The organism is Sphaerotilus sp. (genome assembly GCF_034519685.1).
In the GTDB taxonomy this organism is placed as follows: Bacteria; Pseudomonadota; Gammaproteobacteria; order Burkholderiales; family Burkholderiaceae_C; genus Sphaerotilus.
Genome location: NZ_JAXHOF010000002.1, coordinates 202,263 through 222,824, shown reverse-complemented (window position 1 = coordinate 222,824; position 20,562 = coordinate 202,263). Strand labels below are relative to the sequence as shown.

16 protein-coding genes are annotated in these 20,562 nt (G+C 69.4%); 8 read left to right on the top strand and 8 right to left on the bottom strand.

Annotated features, from left to right (window positions below; all coding sequences use genetic code 11):
- Window positions 1-140 precede the first annotated feature (140 nt).
- The 3 genes from tuf (at window position 141) to speD (ending at window position 2,270) form a co-directional block, all read left to right on the top strand.
- Window positions 141-1,331 carry an elongation factor Tu gene (gene tuf / locus U5O44_RS01535; protein ID WP_322586701.1) on the top strand — a complete coding sequence of 397 codons (1,191 nt, stop codon included), beginning with the start codon at window positions 141-143 and terminating at the stop codon, window positions 1,329-1,331.
- A gap of 102 nt (window positions 1,332-1,433) precedes the next feature.
- Window positions 1,434-1,745, top strand: a complete 312-nt coding sequence (rpsJ, locus tag U5O44_RS01530; RefSeq protein WP_110401797.1) for a 30S ribosomal protein S10 — start codon at window positions 1,434-1,436, stop codon at window positions 1,743-1,745.
- Between the two features lie 126 nt (window positions 1,746-1,871).
- Window positions 1,872-2,270 (top strand): adenosylmethionine decarboxylase, encoded by a 399-nt coding sequence (speD, locus tag U5O44_RS01525; RefSeq protein ID WP_322586700.1) that lies wholly within the window; start codon window positions 1,872-1,874, stop codon window positions 2,268-2,270.
- Here speD and U5O44_RS01520 read toward each other — a convergent pair.
- The 7 genes from U5O44_RS01520 to U5O44_RS01490 all read right to left on the bottom strand — a co-directional run bounded on the left by U5O44_RS01520 (window position 2,230) and on the right by U5O44_RS01490 (window position 9,041).
- Window positions 2,230-3,843 (bottom strand): FAD-dependent oxidoreductase, encoded by a 1,614-nt coding sequence (locus U5O44_RS01520; protein ID WP_322586699.1) that lies wholly within the window; start codon window positions 3,841-3,843, stop codon window positions 2,230-2,232. The two genes, speD and U5O44_RS01520, sit on opposite strands and share 41 nt — an antisense overlap.
- A gap of 8 nt (window positions 3,844-3,851) precedes the next feature.
- Window positions 3,852-5,450 (bottom strand): polyamine aminopropyltransferase, encoded by a 1,599-nt coding sequence (locus U5O44_RS01515; protein WP_322586698.1) that lies wholly within the window; start codon window positions 5,448-5,450, stop codon window positions 3,852-3,854.
- Window positions 5,437-5,799, bottom strand: coding sequence for a DUF5615 family PIN-like protein (locus tag U5O44_RS01510; RefSeq protein ID WP_322586697.1), 363 nt, complete (start codon window positions 5,797-5,799; stop codon window positions 5,437-5,439). Before U5O44_RS01510 ends, U5O44_RS01515 begins: the two co-directional genes overlap by 14 nt.
- Window positions 5,796-6,041 (bottom strand): DUF433 domain-containing protein, encoded by a 246-nt coding sequence (locus U5O44_RS01505; RefSeq protein ID WP_322586696.1) that lies wholly within the window; start codon window positions 6,039-6,041, stop codon window positions 5,796-5,798. The genes U5O44_RS01510 and U5O44_RS01505 overlap by 4 nt, the downstream gene beginning before the upstream one ends.
- 75 nt (window positions 6,042-6,116) lie before the next feature.
- A complete protein-coding gene (locus U5O44_RS01500; protein ID WP_322586695.1) occupies window positions 6,117-6,332 on the bottom strand; it encodes a DUF350 domain-containing protein in 216 nt (71 codons plus the stop codon).
- A gap of 38 nt (window positions 6,333-6,370) precedes the next feature.
- Entirely contained in the window at window positions 6,371-7,999 is a 1,629-nt protein-coding gene (locus U5O44_RS01495) for a DUF4178 domain-containing protein (protein ID WP_322586694.1), read from the bottom strand.
- 1 nt (window position 8,000) lies between these two features.
- Window positions 8,001-9,041 (bottom strand): SPFH domain-containing protein, encoded by a 1,041-nt coding sequence (locus U5O44_RS01490; protein ID WP_322586693.1) that lies wholly within the window; start codon window positions 9,039-9,041, stop codon window positions 8,001-8,003.
- Window positions 9,042-9,283: 242 nt separating this feature from the next.
- On the opposite strand from U5O44_RS01490, the gene U5O44_RS01485 reads away from it, so the two are divergent.
- Both U5O44_RS01485 and U5O44_RS01480 read left to right on the top strand, forming a co-directional pair.
- On the top strand, window positions 9,284-10,132 hold the full coding sequence (locus tag U5O44_RS01485; RefSeq protein ID WP_322586692.1) for a DUF7092 domain-containing protein: 849 nt from the start codon (window positions 9,284-9,286) through the stop codon (window positions 10,130-10,132).
- Between the two features lie 87 nt (window positions 10,133-10,219).
- Window positions 10,220-13,735, top strand: coding sequence for a Dyp-type peroxidase (locus U5O44_RS01480; RefSeq protein WP_322586691.1), 3,516 nt, complete (start codon window positions 10,220-10,222; stop codon window positions 13,733-13,735).
- On the opposite strand, the gene U5O44_RS01475 is transcribed toward U5O44_RS01480, so the two are convergent.
- Window positions 13,725-16,784, bottom strand: coding sequence for an ATP-binding protein (locus U5O44_RS01475; protein WP_322586690.1), 3,060 nt, complete (start codon window positions 16,782-16,784; stop codon window positions 13,725-13,727). The two genes, U5O44_RS01480 and U5O44_RS01475, sit on opposite strands and share 11 nt — an antisense overlap.
- 521 nt (window positions 16,785-17,305) lie before the next feature.
- Between U5O44_RS01475 and purB the strand changes: the two genes are divergently transcribed.
- The 3 genes from purB to U5O44_RS01460 are packed head-to-tail and all read left to right on the top strand — an operon-like array spanning window position 17,306 to window position 20,540.
- Complete coding sequence (gene purB, locus U5O44_RS01470; RefSeq protein ID WP_322586689.1) at window positions 17,306-18,694, top strand: adenylosuccinate lyase; 1,389 nt, start codon at window positions 17,306-17,308, stop codon at window positions 18,692-18,694.
- Between the two features lie 35 nt (window positions 18,695-18,729).
- Window positions 18,730-19,932 (top strand): AAA family ATPase, encoded by a 1,203-nt coding sequence (locus U5O44_RS01465; protein WP_322586688.1) that lies wholly within the window; start codon window positions 18,730-18,732, stop codon window positions 19,930-19,932.
- Entirely contained in the window at window positions 19,929-20,540 is a 612-nt protein-coding gene (locus U5O44_RS01460) for a DUF4276 family protein (RefSeq protein ID WP_322586687.1), read from the top strand. Before U5O44_RS01465 ends, U5O44_RS01460 begins: the two co-directional genes overlap by 4 nt.
- Window positions 20,541-20,562 lie beyond the last annotated feature (22 nt).

The window sequence follows — 20,562 nt, the reverse complement described above, 5'->3', positions numbered from 1 at the left end:
CCACCCGGAGAACGGGTGGCAGTCCTTTTTTGCTGTCTTCGGCGAGTCTGCCGTTCACTGCCGGTGGTGAACGGACTTCCAGACTGCCGCGAGACATTAAACCGTTCACCGGCAATGTTCTTTGATCTGGAGATCAGAAAATGGCCAAGGAAAAGTTTGTCCGCACCAAGCCGCACGTCAACGTCGGCACCATCGGTCACGTGGACCACGGCAAGACGACGCTGACGGCGGCGATCACGACCGTGCTGGCGGCGAAGTTTGGCGGCTCCGCCAAGGCGTATGACCAGATTGACGCGGCACCGGAAGAGAAGGCCCGCGGCATCACCATCAACACCGCGCACGTCGAGTACGAGACGGCCAACCGCCACTACGCGCACGTTGACTGCCCGGGACACGCCGACTACGTCAAGAACATGATCACCGGCGCCGCCCAGATGGACGGCGCGATCCTGGTGTGCTCGGCCGCTGACGGCCCGATGCCCCAGACCCGCGAGCACATCCTGCTGTCGCGTCAGGTGGGCGTGCCCTACATCATCGTCTTCCTGAACAAGGCCGACATGGTGGACGACGAAGAGCTGCTGGAGCTGGTCGAGATGGAAGTGCGTGAGCTTCTGTCGAAGTACGACTTCCCCGGCGACGACACCCCGATCATCAAGGGCTCGGCCAAGCTGGCGCTCGAAGGCGACAAGGGCCCGCTGGGCGAAGGCGCCATCATGGCCCTGGCCGATGCGCTGGACACCTACATCCCCGAGCCGAAGCGCCTGGTGGACGGTGCCTTCCTGATGCCCGTGGAAGACGTGTTCTCGATCTCGGGTCGCGGCACCGTGGTGACCGGCCGTATCGAGCGCGGCATCGTCAAGGTCGGCGAGTCGATCGAGATCGTGGGCCTGAAGGACACGCAGACGACCACCTGCACCGGCGTGGAAATGTTCCGCAAGCTGCTGGACCAGGGTCAAGCGGGCGACAACGTCGGCATCCTGCTGCGCGGCACCAAGCGCGAAGACGTGCAGCGCGGTCAAGTGCTGTGCAAGCCGGGCACGATCAAGCCGCACACGGACTTCACGGGCGAGATCTACGTGCTGTCGAAGGACGAAGGCGGCCGTCACACGCCGTTCTTCGCCAACTACCGCCCGCAGTTCTACTTCCGCACGACGGACGTGACCGGTTCGATCGCTCTGCCCGAAGGCAAGGAAATGGTCATGCCCGGCGACAACGTGTCGATCACCGTCAAGCTGATCGCCCCGATCGCCATGGAAGAAGGTCTGCGCTTCGCCATCCGTGAAGGCGGTCGTACCGTCGGCGCCGGCGTCGTCGCCAAGATCATCGCCTGAGCTTTTGTGTGACGGTGGCGGGGTGCCGCGAGGTGCCCCGCCACCCTTTCCTGTTTGCGGCCGACCTTGGTGGGCCGCCCCGCTCTTTTTGAAAGACCCGTCATGCAAAAGCAAAAGATCCGCATCCGCCTGAAGGCCTTCGATTACAAGCTGATCGACCAGTCGGCCCAGGAAATCGTCGAGACCGCCAAGCGCACCGGCGCCATCGTCAAGGGCCCGGTGCCCCTGCCGACGCGCATGCAGCGCTTCGACATCCTGCGTTCGCCGCACGTCAACAAGACCTCGCGCGACCAGTTCGAGATCCGCACCCACCAGCGCCTGATGGACATCGTGGACCCGACCGACAAGACGGTCGACGCCCTGATGAAGCTCGACCTGCCGGCTGGCGTGGACGTCGAGATCAAGCTGCAGTGAGATCCCTCGGGGCATCGTCCGCTCGTCGGATGACACCCGGATGACTCGACCAAGAAAGCGACCCCTGTGGTCGCTTTTTTTCATGGGCACGCCCTGCCCTCTGCTCTCTGCCCCCTGCCCCCTGCCATGAACGGTCTGCACCTCAGTGCCGAGTTCCACGGCTGCACCGGCGAGCCCACCTGGCTCACCGACGCGCAGCGTCTGCACGCGGGCTGCGTGCAGGTGGTCCGCGCCGCCGGGCTGCAGGCGGTCGGGGCCGTGTTCCATCCGTTTCCGGCCAGTGCCACGGGCCAGCCCGGCGGGGTGACCGGCGTGGTGCTGCTGGCCGAGTCGCACCTGGCGCTGCACACCTGGCCGGAACTGGCGGCGGTGACGCTCGATGTCTACGTCTGCAACCGCAGCGGTGACCACTCCGCGCAGGCGCGGCAGGTGATGGCGGCGCTGGAGCGGCTGTTTCAGCCGGCCCGGGTCGAGCAGCGCGCGGTCATGCGTGGCGCGATCGCCGCAGGGTCCGGGCCAGGCTGAACCCCGCCTGCACGCCCAGCGTGTACGCCTCCTCGAACACCGAGTAGCCCGCCAGATCGGCGTGCGCCAGCGTCACGCGGGTTTTCAGGTTGGACAGCGCCTGGTGGGCCGGCGAGGTGCGCGTGCCCGGCAGGGGCACCCGCATCGCGTGGCCGTAGCGCATCAGGTCGATGCGCTGCAGCCGCTGCGGCAAGTCGGGATGCAGCGCCGCCAGATCGCCGATCACCCGCTGCGCCCAGGGCCGCCAGTCGTCGGCCAGCAGCGCCGCCCGCTGCGCGACCGGCAGCGCCAGATAGGCCGTCAGCACCGTCGGGCCGGCGTGCGGGCGCAGCGACTGGTGCAGGGCATCGACATAGCCCAGGCCGGTCGAGCCGTAGGCGATGCTGTCCCACGCCGACGGCGTGCCAAGCCGGGGCAGCAGCGGCGCGTCCAGGTGCAGGTTGGCCACCAGCCACGGCGCATGGTGGGCCTGGGCGGCAACCTCGCGCAGCGCCTCGGAGGCGCCGGTGCCCATCAGCCGCGCCGCGATGAACACCGGCAGCGCCAGCACCACCCGATGGGCCGTCCAGCGTTCGGCCTGTCCGGTCGCCTCGTTCCAGACCAGCACCTCGACCTCGTACAGTCTTTCAATCACCTGCAGCGCCGTGCGGCCGGTGTGCAGCCGGTCGGCCAGCGGCGCGGCCATCCGGCGCGTCAGCCACGCATTGCCCTCGGGCCAGGTCAGCACTGGCTCACGCTCGGCCTCCTCGTCGCCGGGCGGGTGAAAACCGTGGCGGCTGGCGAAGTAGTGCAGCCCCGCCCAGGCCGACACCGTGGCCGCATCGGCGCCATAGTCGTCGCGGCAGCAGTAATCGAGGTACCAGCGCAGACGCGCATCGTCCAGGCCGTGGCGCCCCAGCCAGTCAGCGAAGGTGACCGCTTCCAGCGCGGCGTGTGCGGCCGTCCAGGGCGTGTGCAGCGCGGGCATCGAGAAGCCGACCTCGCGCTGCGCCTGGCTGACCAGCAGCGAAAACCGCCGGTATTGCGCCAGCGTGTCGGAGCCCGGCTCGGCCGGCGGCAGCAGCCCCTCGTGCCACGCGCCCTCGAAAAACAGCCGCTCCTGCGGGCTGTGGCACAGGTGGCGCTCGTCCCAGACCCAGCGGCCGTGCGCGAAGCGCGCCAGCCCGAAGTCGGCCAGCAGCGCGCACACCTCGGCCGCCTCGTCGCCCGGCACCGGCAGGTAATGCGCGCCGAGCGGACAGTCCATGCCGGCCATCCGGTGACCACGGGCGTTGCCGCCCGCCTCGTCCTCCAGCTCCAGCAGGTGGACATCGTCGATGCCCGCCTGGCCCAACGCCCGCGCCGCCGCCAGCCCGGCCACCCCCGCGCCGATGACCAGCACATGCGCCCGGCGCTGCACCGCCGCCACCGGCAGCGCACCGGATTTCAGCGTCCGCAGCCGGTGCCCGCGCTGCGCCGCCGCGCCGACCCAGCCGCCCGCCAGCGGCGTCTCGTCCGCGCGGCAGCCGACGAGGCCCAGCGCGGCCATCTGCATCTGCGCCAGCCAGTCGCGGCGGTTCAGGCGCGCGGTCATGTTCGTCGTCACTGGTGGACCTTGCCCCATTCCTCCTCGAAGACCCGCACGAGGTGCTGGTTCGACAGGCGGTTGGGTTCTTCGTCGACGCGGGCCATGTCGGGCGGGAACTGCTGCAGCGCCGCCAGCCCGTCGAGCGTCAGGAAGCGCAGGCCCGCCGGCAACGCGGTCGGAGCGCGCCACGGCCGGCGCCCGGCGAGCAGGAAACCCCATTCGCCGAAGCTCGGCACATGCGCGTGGTACGGCGTCACCGCCAGCCCGACCGCCTCCAGCGTGGCCGCCACGGTCCAGAAGCTGCGCCGCGCGATCAGCGGCGAGGTGGTCTGCACGACGGCGTAGCCGCCGGCCGAGAGGTGCTGGTCGACCACCTGATAGAAGCTGGTGGAGTAGAGCTTGCCGATGGCGAAGTTGCTCGGGTCGGGGAAGTCGATGACGATCACGTCCCACACCGCCTCCGGCCCTCGCTGCGCCTCCAGCCAGGTGAAGGCGTCGGCGTTGATGATGCGCAGCTTCGGCGAGGACAGCGCCTGGGCGTTCAGCGCCACCAGCCGCGGCGCGGTGGCGAACAGCCGCGTCATGTGCGGGTCGAGTTCGACCAGCGTGACCTGCTCGACCGACGGGTACTTGAGGATCTCGCGCACCGCCAGCCCGTCGCCGCCGCCGAGCACCAGCACCCGCTTCGGCGCGCCGTGGCCGGCCATCGCAGGGTGGACCAGCGCCTCGTGGTAGCGGTACTCGTCCCGTTCATGGAACTGCAGGTTGCCGTTGAGGAAGAGCCGCACCCCCGCGTCGCCGCCCGTGACGACGATGCGCTGGTAATCGCTGGTGGCCTTGTAGAGCACGCGGTCACCGTAGAAACGGTCCTCGGACCAGGTCGTCAGCCGATCCGCACCAGCCATCGCCGCGCCCAGCGCCAGCACCACGGCCGCACACGCCGCCGCAAAGGCCCGCCAGCGCCGCAGCTCGCCCCGGAACAGCCACAGCGTCCACACCGCCACGCCCGCGTTCAGCAACCCGAACACCAGCCCGGTGCGGATCAGCCCCAGGTGCGGCACCAGCAGCAGCGGAAACGCCAGCGCCACCACCAGCGCGCCGAGGTAGTCGAAGGTCAGCACCTGCGACACCAGATCCTTGAGCGCATAGCGCTGGCTGAACTGGCGCTTGAGGATGCGCATCACCAGCGGAATCTCCAGCCCGACCAGCGCCCCCACCAGCAGCACCAGCCCGTAGAGCAGCACCCGGAACGCCGTCGTGGCGCTCCCCGGCAACAGGTTGTGCGCCACGAACAGCGCCGCCGGCATCAGCCCGCCCACCAGCCCGACCAGCAGCTCGATGCCGAGGAACTGCGCGACCAGCTGCCGCTCGACAAAGCGGCTCAGCCACGAACCCACGCCCATCGCGAACAGGTAGGTGCCGATGACGGTCGAGAACTGCAGCACCGAGTCGCCGAGCAGGTAGCTCGCCAGCGCCCCGGCCGCCAGCTCGTAGACGAGGCCGCAGGCGGCGATCAGGAAGACGGAGGCGAGGAGGGTGACTTCGGCGGGAGAGACCTGCTGCGCAAGCGGCTGAGGGTGCCGCTCGGCACCCGATGGATCATGCGGGACCATCCGGACGACGAACGCGAATCTTGTGGTCCGTGACCACGACAAAACACCGCACCCACCCCGACACTTCGTCGGCAATGCGCCCCATGGCCGTTACCAGTGCATGGGCACCTGGCTCACGCAGCCGCAACAGCACCACACCAGCATGGCTACCGGGTGCAAACAGCCGCGTATCGGAAAAGTCGAGATCCTGCGTGATCAGCATCCGCCCCTCGACGCAGGCAGCCGCCCAAACGGAGGCATCCGGACAGCCGCTCAGCTGCTCTTCGGGCACCGTGTCCACATCATGACCACGGGCCTGCAGGATCGCCTTGATGCGCACCGGCAAGTTCTCGTCGAGCTTGATTTTCACGCCAGCACCGGTGCGGGCAGCACCGGCAGGTCTTCCTCGGCCGAGATCGCGGCAAAGGCAATCACCGCACGGATGGCATCACGCGACAGCGTCGGAAAGTCTGCCAGCAGTTCCTCGACCGACAGCCCTTCAGCCAGACTCGCCAGCAGCGTGCGCACCGTGATCCGGGTACCCGCGATCACGGGCTCCCCCGCACAAACGGCCGGATCGCGCTGGATGTAGGGGGCGTAATTCATCGGCATGGCTCGAACTCCTTGGGGTGACCACGATACCCAAGCAACTGTAAATCAGACCAGGCGCTCGCCGCTGCACGCGGTTCACCCGTGGATCGCCGCCGCCACGATCTGCCCGATCGCGATGAACATCGACCCGACCACGATCGCGAGCGCGAGGTTCTTGTGTTCGACGATCTCCTCCCAGAGCTTGTAGGGCGTGAGCTTGTCGATGACGATGAAGCTGATCCACAGCACGGCCACACCGATGACGGCGTAAAGGACCGAGCCGAGGATGACGTCGGGTTTGAGCATGTCCATCTGGGTCTCCATTGGGTACGTTGCGTGCATTGCGCGCGTTACTTGTGGCCGCCGCCACCGCTGCTGAACCCGCCGAACGAGCCGCCCGAACTCGACGAGCGGCTGCGGTTGTTCAGGCATTGCTGGTATTCGACGCTCGCGGCGCCGAAGGTGGTGCGGACCTGGTCGCAGTTGTCCGAACTGCAGCGGCTGAGCAGCAGCACGATGAACAGCAGCAGCACCAGCAGGATGACAACCCCCGCGCAGCCGAGGCCGCCTTTCCCGCTGGCGACGGGCGCGGCGTCCCGCTGAACGGCCTTGGCGGTGACCGAGTCGAGACCAAACGCCGTGGCAATCACCTTCGCGTCGAGCACCTCACCCGCCGACCACGTCACCTCGCCGTTGCCACCGGCGCCCGCCGTCTGCTCGCGGCCGAGGCGCTTGTGGCGGTTGGCGCCTTCGCCGTCATAGTCGGTGACCTGCACGGTCTCGTCGCGGCGCAGGCGCCAGTAGAACTCGCCGATCACGTACACCGTCCGGGCGCGGTAGGTCCAGCGCTGCTTGAACCGCGCCCCCGCCCAGGTCGCCGCTTCGCCCTTGACGACCGGCACGCCGGTCAGCGGCTTCGCCCAGCTCCAGCCTTCCTCGGTGTCCACGAGGAAGATGAAACCCTCGGTCGGGTGGAACAGCAGGTACTCGCGCCAGAAGGTCTGTTCGTCGTCGTCGCCCGGCGCCGGCAGGTCGCAGCGCTCCAGGTAGCCGACCACCTGCCAGGGCAGCGGCTGCGGCGCCCCGAGCTTGAGTGTGCCGACGGAGCCAAGCGGGATCTGCGGCTCGGTGACCGCGTTCTGCTGGAAATGCTTCAGATCGGCGCCCACGCCCTGCGAGACATCGACCACCGCCTTGCACTGGCCGCAGGTGATCGACTGCGTGCTGTCGAGTCGGATCTCCAGCGACGCCCCACAGCTCGGGCACTCGATGCTGCGACCGGCCAGCGTCTTCTCGCTCGCCCCGTCGCGCAGACCGGTCAGCTTCAGCTCCACCAGCCGCACCGCCCGCCCGCCCGACCATTGCGGCTGCGCGGGGTCGGTGTAGTCGAGCGTGCCGACCTCGTCCCGGTCGTTGCGCAGGTCGGCGATGACAAACTCGGCGGCCGACGCTGCGGTGCCTGCGGTCTGCGGCGGGCGCGGCAGTTCGCCTTCCGCAGCGTGGACATGCACCTTCGTGACCGACGCTACGTCCCACGCGCGGCCGTCGATCAGCGCTTTCTGGCCGGGGAAGAGCGTGGCGACCTGCGGGACGCGGTCCTTCAGCGGCCGGTCGAACGACAGCACGTAGGCGCCGTTGTCCTCGGACAGCCAGCCGCTGCGGTTGCTCCCGTCACCGCCAGTGAACAGCGCATGCCATTCGGTCCACCGCCCATCGGCATAGGCGAACTGCACCCGGCCGACAAGCGTGAACGGCTCGCCCTGAAAGCGCCCGCTGGCGCCGAGCTGCAGCGGCGAATGGTCGTCGAACAGTTCGGCGCTCTCGCCGATGCGGCGCAGCGCGTCGCCTTCGCGCACCAGCGTCGAGCGGCAATAGCTGCACACCGCACTGGCCGACGCGGCCGAGCGAAACTCGACCGTGCCGCCGCAGTTCGGACACGCGGCCCGGTAGGCCCGCCAGGCTCCGACTCCCTCGGCCACGTTAGACCAGCTTCTTGAGCAGCTCGGTCTTCTTGGCGCTGAATTCCTCGTCGGTGAGGATGCCCTTGGCCTTCAGGTCCGCGAGCTTCTCCAGCGTGGCCATGATCTCGTCGGGCTTGAGCGCCACGACAGGGGCCGCCACCGGCGCAGCTGCGGGGGCGGGCGGCTGCAGGCCCTGCTGCATCGCCTGCGCCATGGTCTGGCCCATCACCATGCCGGCACCCAGCCCCATCGCGTCACCGGCGAGGCCGCTGCCCTGGCCGGCGTTCTCGGCGAACTTCGGGATCGCCTGCGCGGTCTGGTACTGCATGAACTGGCCCATGTTCTGGCCGATCATGCCCATGCCGATCTTCTGGTCGAGGATCTTCTGCAGCTCCTCGGGCAGCGAGACGTTCTGCAGCGTCACCGTCTCCAGGCTCAGGCCGATGCGGGCGAACTCGGGGGCGGTCGCGGTCTTCAACTGCGCAGCGAACTCGACCTGGTTGGCCGCGAGGTCCAGGAAGGCCACACCCGACTGCGCCACCGCGTCGGAGATGTGCTGCAGCAGGAAGCCGCGCAACTGGCCGTCGAGGTCCGCCACGGTGTATGTGTCGCGCGTGCCGGAGATCTCCTTCATGAACAGCGTCGGATCGACCACGCGCCAGGCGTAGTTGCCAAACGCGCGCAGCCGCACCGCGCCAAAGTCCTTGTCGCGGATCGTCACCGGCTGCTGCGTGCCCCAGCGCTGGTCGAGCTGCTGGCGGGTGCTGAAGAAGTAGACATCGCTCTTGAACGGCGACGCGAACAGCTTGTCCCAGTGCTTGAGGTTGGTCAGCAGCGGCAACGTCTGCGTCGTCAGCGTGTGGCGACCGGGGCCGAAGACATCGGCGACCTGCCCTTCGTTGACAAAGACGGCCATCTGCGACTCGCGCACCGTCAGCACCGCGCCGTTCTGGATCTCGTTGTCGGCCATCGGGAACCGCCATGCGACGGTGCCGTCGCCGGACTCGGTCCACTCGATGACGTCGATGAACTGCTTCTTGATGAAGTCGAACAATCCCATGGTCCGCTCTCCTCGTCGCACACGTGCAACCCGTGCGCACACCCACTGCGCGCGCCACCTGCGGCCGCACTATGGCATATCCCCTGCACCGGACGATCGGCTTCGGAAGCCACGACTCGTAACAGAAACAGCCATTCAGCAATATCTTTTCAGCCCTCCAGGGGAGGGGCAAACCAGACCGGAATCGCTAAAGTGAACCCACAGAAAACACCAGCACGCCTCGAAGCGTGGGAGGCCCGCCGATGGACACCACCCCGGACAACGACCGCAAGGCGACCCTGAAAGCCGATCTCTTCGGCAGCAGCATGTGGCCTGCACAGATCGTGGAGCTGGAGCTGGCCGGCGAGCGTCTGCTGGTGCGCGGTCAGGCCTTCTGCCAGCAGATCCCCCTGCACCAGATCGGCTGGGCACGCACGGGAGAAGGCGGCATTCACCTGCTGGAGCTGCCCGACGGCGCCCTGCTCCACTGCAGTCCCGACCCCCTGCTGGAGCAGTGGCGCACGGCGACCCGCTCCGGCAGGTCGCCACTGGGTCGACGGGTGCAGCAAGCCGGCATGGCGCTCGCCGCCACCCTGCTGGTCTGGGCCGGACTGCCGGTGGCGGCCGAGTCGCTGCTGCCGCAAGTGCCCCCGCAGATCGACCGGCACATCGGCCAGCGCCTGCTCGATCGGCTGGATACGCTGTGGCTGCAGCCCAGCGAACTGCCCGCCAAGGAGCAGCAGAACTGGCGCCAGCGCCTCACCGACGCGGTGTCGCAGGTCTGTCCCGATGCCCGTCTGCAGGTGTGGAGCCTCCAGTTCCGCCGCGGTCCAGGGGACGACGGCAGCGCGGGCGCCATCGGACTGCCCGGCGGGACGGTCGTGCTGCTGGACGAACAGCTCGGCCGCGGCACCCTGAACGCCGTGTGCCGCGAGCTGGGCCAGCTCCAGCAGCGCCAAGGCATGCGCACCCTGGCGCGCCAGCAGCCGGTGTCGCTGCTGATGGGGGTGGCGTTCGATGACTTCAGTTCCACCGTGGCGGTGGCGGCGCCGGTGCTGGCACAGCACCTGCCTTTCAGCGCCCCCAGCGCGAACCGCCTGGCGCGGCGCTGACCTCCGCCAGATCCACAACGTTGAGGACGACAGCCCGCGCCAATTGACCTAGATTGCGGGCGCGACAGGCAATCCAGGGGGTCTTCCATGCGCGACAAGAACGCGAGCATCCAGCTCGCCGGCATCACCAATCTCAGTCTCATCGCCCCGATCAAGGCGGGATTCGTCGACAGCGTCGACACGCTCACCCAAGTGGCACGGCTGCAGCAGGTGCTGTCCACGCTGAACGGCATCCGGCAGGCTGCACGCGAGTCGTCAATGCCGCTGTCACCCTTTCCGGATCCAGTGGGCCGCTTCGACATCGTCCACTTCTTCCGCTTCGCCATCGTGCCGCCGGACGCCGAGGGACAGGCCGCCGGCCTGCTGCGCCAACGCCTGTTCCTCAGCGTGACCTTCGACGGCGGCTGGGAGCCCTACATGCGCGTCATCTGGCGCGACCTGGGCACGCTGCTGGACCTGATGCTCTGCCACTGCGAGGGCTATCCCCTGTCGCACAGCACACCCTGCGAGACCTACCTGCAATGGGTGCGGGACAACGAGGTCAAGGACGGGTTCTTCTACGCCGAGGCCGCCACGTCGGTGGTCGACCAGCGCCTGATGAAATCCCTCGTCACGCCCACCGGCCCCGGCACGCCGCGCAAGTTCAGCGCAGCGCAGTGGCAGCAGATGGCCGCGCAGCTGCCCGCGGCCCAGCGGCAGATGATCGGCGCCACGGCACTGCGCGCCATCCGCTCTTTCCATGCACTCAAGAACATCTTCCCCGACAACGCCTCGGGGGACGAAGGCATCCTGCTGCGTGGCATGAACGATGTGCTGCGCGAAGTGCGCCTGATCGGACTGCCGGTGCTGGTCGCGCCAGGCGACGGACTGCACACCCTGTACGGCGCAGTGATCGACTGGTTCAACCGGTCCGCCACGGACACCCCTGTCACGCCCGCCCCCACCACACGGATTCACCCCGGCGACGTGCAGGGCGGCATCCTGAGCAGCCCGTCCGACACCACGCACGGCGCGCTGGTGCTGCTGCGGGTCACCCAGTCCGCCCAGGCGCTGGAGGCGCTGGCCCGCTGGCCTGTCAGCACCGAAGCCAACAGCGCCGACCCCCAGGGCCTGCGCATGGGCGTGGCGTTCACATACGCCGGCCTGAAAGCCCTGAAGCTGCCCGCCGCCCGGCTCGCGCACCTGCCGCAGGAGTTCATCGACGGCATGGCCGCGCGCGCGGGCGCGCTCGGTGATCTGTACGGCAACCACCCGGACTGCTGGCAGCCGCCCCGTGTCCATGCCCCGGCCGGCAGTCCGTCGCGGATTGCCCTGTCGTCGGTGCATGTGGTGGTGCAGCTGCGCGGTGCCTTCCGGACCCCACGGCCGCTGCCGGCGGGCACCCTGCACCCCGCCCTGCGCACCGAGATCGAACGGCTGCAGGCCCCCGACGCCGGCCTGAAGGTGCTGGCGGTCGAGCCGATGCACCGCAACCTCGTCGCCCCTGACCGCCCTCTGTCGCGGGACCATTTCGGCTTCCAGGACGGTTTCAGCCAGCCCAGCCTCGCGCCCTACCCCGGCCCAGACCGGCCACGCTGGTCCGACACGGTCGCCCCGGGCGAGCTGCTGCTGGGCCATCCGAACGACCGGGGCGATGCCCGCGTGCCGAGAGTGCCGGATGCTCTGCTCGACAACGGCAGCTTCCTGGTCATCCGCAAGCTGGCACAGCAGGTCACGCGGCTCGACGCATTGCTGGATGCCCAGGCGCTGGCACTGCAGGCCCAGCACGCCGCCCAGGCCCCCAGCGCCGCGGACCTCCGCACCCTGATGATGGGCCGCCAGCCCGATGGCACCCCGCTGGCCGTGACACCACCTCCGCCGACACGGCCCAACGACTTCGACTACGGCAGCACCGGCGCGGACGGCCGCTCGGAAGGCCTGTGCCCGTTCCAGTCGCATGTGCGGCGGGCCAACCCGCGCGCCACCGACTTCGTGCAGGCGCCCATTCCACGCATCGCCCGCCGCGGCATGTCCTACACCGACGCCTCCGGCGAGCGCGGCCTGTTCTTCATGGCCTACAACGCCAGCATCGCCGAGCAGTTCGAGGTCATCCAGCGCTGGCTCAGCGGCGGCAACAGCAGCGGGCGCCTGTCCTGGCAGAGCGACCCCTTCCTGGGCGTCCCCATCCCTGGCGGAGCGCCGCGCAGCTTCCAGTTCACCTGGCAGGGCCGGTCGATGTCGATCGACCTCGGCAGCGCCCCCCTGGTCGAGCTGCGCTGGGGCCTCTACCTGTTCGCCCCCTCCATCCCCACGCTGCGCCAGATGCGGCACTGGCTGACCGCACCGGCGTCCGCGCCCCCCGCCCCGCCCGCACCGCCCACCGACTACGCCACCTGGAAACTCCGCATGGAGGACAGCGCGCTGCGCGAAGCCGCCTGGGCCACCGTGCGGGCGCAGCCAGGCGGCGTCCTGCGCACCGACTACGGCGTGCTCGTCGGCAGCAAGTCGGCCGTGACCGAGGTGTTCCTCGATCCCCACCAGCGCTATTCGGTGCACGGCTACGGCGAGCGCATGCGCAGCTCGGTCGGCCTGGGCTACCTCGGCCAGGACGCAGACACGGGCCACGCCGACACCGCCCCCGCGGTCAACGCGGTGATCGAATCGGTCCGCGAGGACCAGGCCTACGACGAGGCCTACCGCCGCACCGCCGCCCTGCTGCACACCCTGCGCACGGCGGTTCCCACGGCCAGCGTGCCGGTCGACCTGCCGGAGCTGTGCGAGACCGTGCTCGGGCAGCTCTGCACGCACTGGTTCGGACTGCCCGATCCGGCCGGCAGCTACATGGCAGTCGGCCCGTGGGAAACCGGTGCCCGCACCGTCCCGACCTGCCCCGGCCATTTTGTGTCCGCCTCGAAGTTCATCTTCTCGCCGCGCCCGAGCGAGACGGTGCGCCAGCATGGCCGCCAGCAAGGCCGGCTGCTGCGCGAGATGGTGACCGAGTACCTGCGGATGGCCCCTGCCGCGCAGTTCGGTCCGCTGACACGGGACATCGTCCAGGCGCTGGGCGGTGGGACCGTCACCGCCGCCAACGCCGACCTGCTCGGCCGCACCGTGACCGGCGTGATGCTCGGCTTCGGACCGACCGTGCTGGGCAACCTGCGCACGGTGCTGGGCCGGTGGGTCCATGCCCGCACCCTGTGGGATCTGCAAGCCGCCTTGCGCGACGCCGACGGCCCGCCGCCCCACGGCTACATGCTCGCCAATGCGACCCTGCGTCGGCCGCTGATCCAGGCGTTGATGGAGCGCCCGACCCCCGAGGTGGTCTGGCGGACCGTGCGCGAGGACCACCGGCTCCAGGGTGTCGCGCTGCGCGAAGGCGATCGGCTGGTCGTCGGCATCGCCTCGGCCACCCAGGCCGACCTGGCGGCCCAGGTACGCGACCACTACACCGTCTTCGGTGGCAGCCGCACCCCCGGCGACTGGCCGGGCGACGCCGCCCCGCGCCACGCCTGCCCCGGCTACAGCATGGGCATGGGCGTGCTGCTGGGGCTGATCAGCGCCCTGCTCGACGCCGGCACGCTGCGCGCCACCGCGTCGCCGAACACCCTGGTGCTCAGCGCGTGAGCGGGCGCAGCGCGTGGGCCTGGGCCAGATGCCACGGCATCCGCATCGACTCGAACGCCGCCTCGGCCGGATCGAGCCACTCGCGGGCACGGGCGGCCTCCCCGCCGGCCAGCGCGATGCGGGCCGCCGTCCACTGCGTCACCGCCAGCTCATGGGCCGAGTCACGCTGGTAGGCCACCTGCAGCGCACGCGCCAGGCCACGCTCCGCACGGGCGGCGTCGCCAGCCAGCGCGGCGGACCAGGCCATCGCCCGCGCCGCCATCGCCCCGCCCAGCAAGTCGCGTCGGCGCCCGCGCTGCAGGGCACGTGCGGCGTGGCGGCGCGCCTCGGCCATGCGCCCGGCCTGCACCAGCCCGTCGGTGAGCCAGCCGTGGTTGAGCGACTCGAACAGGCCACCTTCGCGGGGGGCCAGCCAGGCCGTCGCGTCGAGGACACCCTGCAGCGCGCTGTCCGAGCCATCGAGCCTCCACTGCGCATAGCCACCGGCCGCACGGCTCATCGAGAACGAGAACAGGCTGCGCACCTGTTCGCCGATGCGGTAGGCCTCGTCCGCCGTCTGGCGCGCCTCCTCCCAGCGGCCCTGCCACAGCAGCACCGCCGCCCGCCAGCCACGGATCGAGGCGCCGACCTCGTGCCCCGTGTCGCGCACCACCTCCAGCGCCTCGTCGAACAGCTCGCTGGCCAATCCGAAGTCCCCCCGGTCTCCATGCACGGCCGCCATGCAGGTCAGCGTGTAGGCCAGGCCCACCGCCGTGCCGCGGCCGGAGTGGTGCTGACGCTTGATGGCCGACGCCTCGCCGAGCAGCTCCAGCGCTGCGCCATAGTCCGCCGACGAGGCCAGCGCCTGCCCGAGCGTGGCGCAGATCTGCACCTCCAGCGGCCCGTCACCGACCTGCCGCGCCAAGGCCAGCGCCCGCTCTCCATGCAGCACGCAGACATGGGACTCGCCCAGCGCGTAATGCAGATAGGCCAGCCAGTACAGCGCCTTGGCCTGCGTGGTGGCGTCGCCGGTCAGCTCGGCCAGTTCCACGGCACGCTGGAACAGCGCGAGATCCTGCCGCGAGGCATCGAACACGCAGGCCAGCCCGAGGCACTGGGACAGCCGGATCCAGTGCAGCAGACGCTCGCGCGACGGCGGCAGCTGGTCGAGCGCCACCAGCGCCGCGCGGAACTGCACCCGTGCCCGGTCCAGCGACGACGCCGCCAGCGCCTTGTGGCCCGCCAGTTCGGCAAAGCGGGCAGCCAGCTCGACCTGTCCCGCAGCACCGTAGTGGTAGGCCAGCACTTCCAGCGACTCGTCCGAATCGCCGGGCGGGCGGTGCTGCTGGATGGCCTCGGCAATGCGCAGGTGCATGGCACGGCGCGCGTGCAGGCCGACCGAGTCGTAGATCACGTCCCGTGTCAGGCCATGCTTGAAGCGCAGGGTCCGGGCACGCGCGCCGGGGAAGATGAAATCCAGTTCGGCCAGCGCCCGCACCAGCGGATGCTCGTCACCACAGCCCGTGACCACCTCCAGCAACCAGGTCGGCACGACATTGCCGATGACGGCCGCCGCCCGCAGCAGCTCGACCTGCGTGTCCGGCAGGCGTGACAGGCGCGACTCGATCAGGATGCGCAGCCACGCCGCCCCGGCCTGCAGGCGACCCGGCGGGCGCTCGGCCTCCGGCTGCGCCATCGCGTGGCACAGCTCCTCGATGAACAGCGCATTGCCCCCCGCATAGCGCTGAACGTTCACGGCCTCGAAGGGGTCGATGCCCGGCAGCAGGTGCTGCACGGTCTGCACGGCCTCGGCCTCGTTGAACGGCAGCAGCAGCAGCGGCTCGGCCCCGATCAGATTGAGATCGGCCGGGGCCAGCTCGCGGGCCGTGAGCAGCACCAGGACCGGTAGCCCCTCCAGGAGCCGCACGGCCGCCAGTGTCTGGCGCGAAGCCTCGTCGGCCCACTGCCAGTCATCCAGCGCCAGCACGAGCGGCTGCTGACGGGCCAGGGCCGCCAGCAGCGCGCGCAGCGCAGCCACCAGCGCATCGGCCACCAGCCGGCGCGGCGGTGCGCCGAACACCGCCGACGGATCCGGCAGCGACAAGGCCCGCAGCAGCACGGCGCCGTGGGGGATCAGCGCCGGTGCGATCGCCTCCAGCCGGCGCACGACCTCGGCCGCCGCCTGCGCCGGAGCCTGTCCGTGCGACAGCCCGAAGAGTTCACGCAGCATCTGCAGGAAGGGCTGGAACGGCTCGGCGCTGAGCGGGTTCTCGCAGTCGCCGCGCACGACACGGCAGCCCTGCGGTGTCTGGCGGGACAGGAACTCCTGCACCAGCCGGGTCTTGCCCACACCCGGCGCACCCAGCACCGCCACACACTGCACACGGCCCGTCCCGACTGCCGCCAGACGACTCGCCAGCGCCTCCAGCACATCACTGCGGCCGATGAAGGGCAGCAGGCTGCGCCGGCGGCGTGCCTGCTGGCGCCCGGCCTCGCCGGCCCGCCCGAGGACGCAGTAGGCCGCGATCGGCTCCGACCGGCCCTTGACGCGCACGCAGCGCAGCGGGCTGGTCTCGAAATAGCGGTATTCCGGCCCGAGCGCTTCTTCGCTCACCACGATCTCGTCGCGCCCGGCCGACTCGCACAGGCGGGCGGCCAGGTTGGGCACCGTCCCCACCAGATCGAGGCGGCCGCGCACGGCGTCCCCCCCCTCCAGCAGCACCAGACCCGAATGGACCCCCGAGTGCAGGGCCAGCGACAGGCGCACGCCGGTGCCGGTTTCGGGTGACATGGCACGCACCACCGCGTGCAGCTCCAGCAACGCCTGCGTGGCGCGGCGGGCATCGTCCTCGCGTGTCACCGGATAGCCGAAGATCGCCAGCGCACCGTCGCCCTGCACCCGGACGACCTCGCCCCCATGCCGCTGGAAGACCTCGGCGTAAGCGTGCCGCAGATCGGCCAGCAAGGCGGCATACCACTCCGCCTCCATCGAGGCGCCCAGCCGCGTGGACTCGCACAGGTCTGCAAACACCACCGTCAGATAGCGGCGGTGGGTGCCTGCAGGAGACATCACGGTCCCGGAGCTGTGGTCATTCATGTTGTCCCGACATGTTCACGTGTTCAAGAATCGATTATTTCCCGACGCTACCCCAGCACCCCCATTTCTTTCACCCCCCCCCCCCCCCCCCCCCCCCCCCCCCCCCCCCCCCCCCCCCCCCCCCCCCCCCCCCCCCCCCCCCCCCCCCCCCCCCCCCCCCCCCCCCCCCCCCCCCCCCCCCCCCCCCCCCCCCCCCCCCTTTTCCCCCCCCCCATCCCCCCCCCCCCCCCCCCCCCCCAAAATTTTAAGAACCCCACACGTGTCCTCAACCCCGTGGATAGGCCTTGCAGCAGCGCAATAGCGTGGCATGTGAAAAAACGTAAAAGTACCAATGTGCACTTACCGTGATTTATTTCACACAACATGACCAAGCCGTCGCCGCCCCTGAACACCCGCACCCGGACGTCGCGCCATCCCTGGTGGGCCTGCACCCGAAGAACAGGTGGGGCAAAACTACAATCGCCCGTTGCACTCCGACCTCAGAACTGCCTGCCATGCACAACACCAGCCTTCCCCTGTCCGCACTCACCGCCCTGTCGCCACTCGACGGCCGCTACGCCGGCAAGGTGGCCGCCCTGCGCCCGCTGCTGAGCGAGTTCGGCCTGATGCACCGCCGCGTGCAGGTGGAGATCGAGTGGTTCATCGCGCTGTCGGACGCCGGGTTCGCCGAGTTCCCCGCGCTGTCCGAAGCCGCGCGCGGCCTGCTGCGCTCGCTGGTCATCCACTTCAAGGAAGAGGACGCGCAGGCGATCAAGGACATCGAGAAGACCACCAACCATGACGTGAAGGCGGTCGAGTACTGGATCAAGCGCCGCATCCAGGGCCACGCCGAGCTGGAGCGCATGGGCGAGTTCGTCCACTTCGCCTGCACCAGCGAGGACATCAACAACACCAGCCACGCGCTGATGCTCAAGAGCGCGCGCGACGAGGTGATGCTGCCGATGCTGGACAAGGTGATCGCCAAGATGACCGCGCAGGCGCAGCAGTTCGCCGCCGTGCCCATGCTCAGCCGCACCCACGGCCAGACCGCCAGCCCGACGACCGTCGGCAAGGAGATCGCCAACGTCGTGGCGCGCCTGCAGAACGCCCGTGCCCGCATCGCCGGCGTGAAGCTGCTGGCCAAGATGAACGGCGCGGTGGGCAACTACAACGCGCACCTGTCGGCCTACCCCGAGCACGACTGGGAGGCGTTCAGCCGCCACGTCATCGAAGGCCCGCTCGGGCTGACCTTCAACCCGTACACCATCCAGATCGAGCCGCACGACTACATGGCCGAGCTGTTCGACGCCTTCACCCGCGTGGACACGATCCTGATCGACTGGGCGCGCGACGTGTGGGGCTACATCTCGCTGGGCTTCTTCAAGCAGAAGACCAAGGAGGGCGAGGTCGGCTCGTCCACCATGCCGCACAAGGTCAACCCGATCGACTTCGAGAACGCCGAGGGCAACTTCGGCCTGGCCAGCGCGCTGCTGACGCACCTGGCGCAGAAGCTGCCGGTGAGCCGCTGGCAGCGGGATCTGACGGACTCGACCGTGCTGCGCAACATGGGCGTGGCGCTGGGTTATGCGCTGCTGGGCTATGACAGCCTGCTGCGCGGTCTGGACAAGCTGGAGCTGAACGCGGCGGCGCTGGCGGCGGACCTCGACGATGCGTGGGAAGTGCTGGCCGAGCCGATCCAGACGGTGATGCGCCGCTACAGCCTGCCCGAGCCGTATGAGCAACTGAAGAAGTTCACGCGCGGCCAGCCGATGACGGCCGAGCTGATGCGCGGATTCGTCGCGGCGCTGGACCTGCCGCAGCACGAGAAGGACCGGCTGCTGGCGATGACGCCGGGGAGCTACACGGGGATGGCGACGGCGCTGGCGCGGCGCATCGGCGGCTGACACGGCGCCACGCTCCGGCATCACAATCGACGCCCATGACCGCCTCGATCTTCCTGACCCGTGTGGTGCTGCGCAACTACCGCAGCATCGGATATTGCGATGTCCGACTGGGTGCGCTGACCTACCTGGTCGGGGCCAACGGGTCGGGCAAGAGCAATTTCCTGGATGCGATGCACCTGGTCAGGGATGCCTTGACCGGCTCGCTGGACATTGCACTGAACGAGCGCGGTGGGCTGTCGGAAGTGCGGCGTCGATCCAGCGGCCACCCCACGAACTTCGGCATCCGGCTGGAGTTTCGCTTGCGGGATGGCCAGACCGGGCACTACGCCTTCAACGTCGGCACGCTCGCAGACCGCGGCTACGAAGTCCAGAACGAGGAATGCTCACTCGGCGGCAAGGGCCACGGCCCCCATTTCGAGATCGAACGTGGTCGCATCAAGGCCAGCAGCGAGGACTTCTTTCCCGCCATCACCTCGGACCGGCTCGCGCTGGTGTCGCTGTCCGGACTGAAGGCCTTTCGTCCGGTGTTCGACGCCTTGACCGGCATGGGCTTCTACAACCTGAATCCCAAGGTGATGCGTGACCCGCAGAAGCCGCAGGACGGGCGGCTGCTCAAACCGGTGGGTGAAAACATCGCCAGCGTGATCGGCCACCTAGAGCGCACCTCGCCGGACTCGCTGGCCCGGATCCAGGAGTACCTGCAGATCGTCGTGCCGATGATCGAGGGCGTCGAGCGCAAGCAGATCGGCCCGATGGAGACGCTGGAGTTCCGCCAGAGCATGGCCGGTGCCAAGCATCCCTGGCGCTTCACGGCGCAGAACATGTCGGACGGTACGCTGCGGGCACTGGGCGTGCTGACCGCGCTGTTCCAGGGGAACCCGGACCATGCGCCGACGCTGATCGGCATCGAGGAGCCAGAGACCGCCCTGCATCCCGCCGCCAGCCGGGCCTTGCGTGAGGCCCTGAACCGCGCGTCCCAGCGCACACAGATCATCGTCACCAGCCACAGCCCGGACCTGATGGACGACCCGGATCTGGACGCAGACACCGTGAGGGCCGTCGTCGCGGAAGGCAGCGAGACCCGCATCGCGCCGCTGGATGCCAGCTCCAGGGACGCGATGAAGCAGCACCTGTTCTCGGCGGGTGAGCTTCTGCGCCTGAACCAGTTGACGCCCGATCCCGACAGCTTGCTGGCCCAGCAGCGCCAGGCCTCGCTGTTCGGCGAGATCGCACCGTGACCGTCAAGGTCTGTGCCATCGTCGAAGGCGATGGCGAGGTGCATGCCCTGCCGATCCTGCTGCGCCGCATCGGCCAGTGGCAAACACCGGACTGTCCGGTGCAGATCCTCGCGCCCATCCGCGTGCCCCGCATGAGTCTGGTGAACAGACCGCAGGAATTCAGCCGCCACCTGCAACTGGCGGCCAGCAAATGCGGCGAGTCCGGCTGGATTCTGGTGCTGCTGGATGCGGACGACGACTGCCCGAAGGCGCTCGGCGAGCAATTGCGCGAGCGCGCGCAGCAGGTCGTTCCCCACCGGCCCGTGGCCGTGGTGCTGGCCAACCGTGAATACGAAGCCTGGTTCATCGCGGCAGCGGCTTCACTGGATGGCCACCGCAGCCTGCGCATCTCGGCCGAGGATGCCAGGACAGACGCCGAACAACCCCGCAATGCCAAAGGCTGGCTGGCCCTGCGCAAGACCGACCGCAGCGGCTATCACCCCGTGACGGACCAGCCGGCCCTGTCGGCCCGCATGGACCTGGAAACGGCCTTCGACCGCAGCCGGTCCTTTCGCAAGCTCTGCACCGACTGGGTCGCCAAGACACGCCTCTTCTGTCCGATCGACTGACCAGCCGACTGACACGCACACC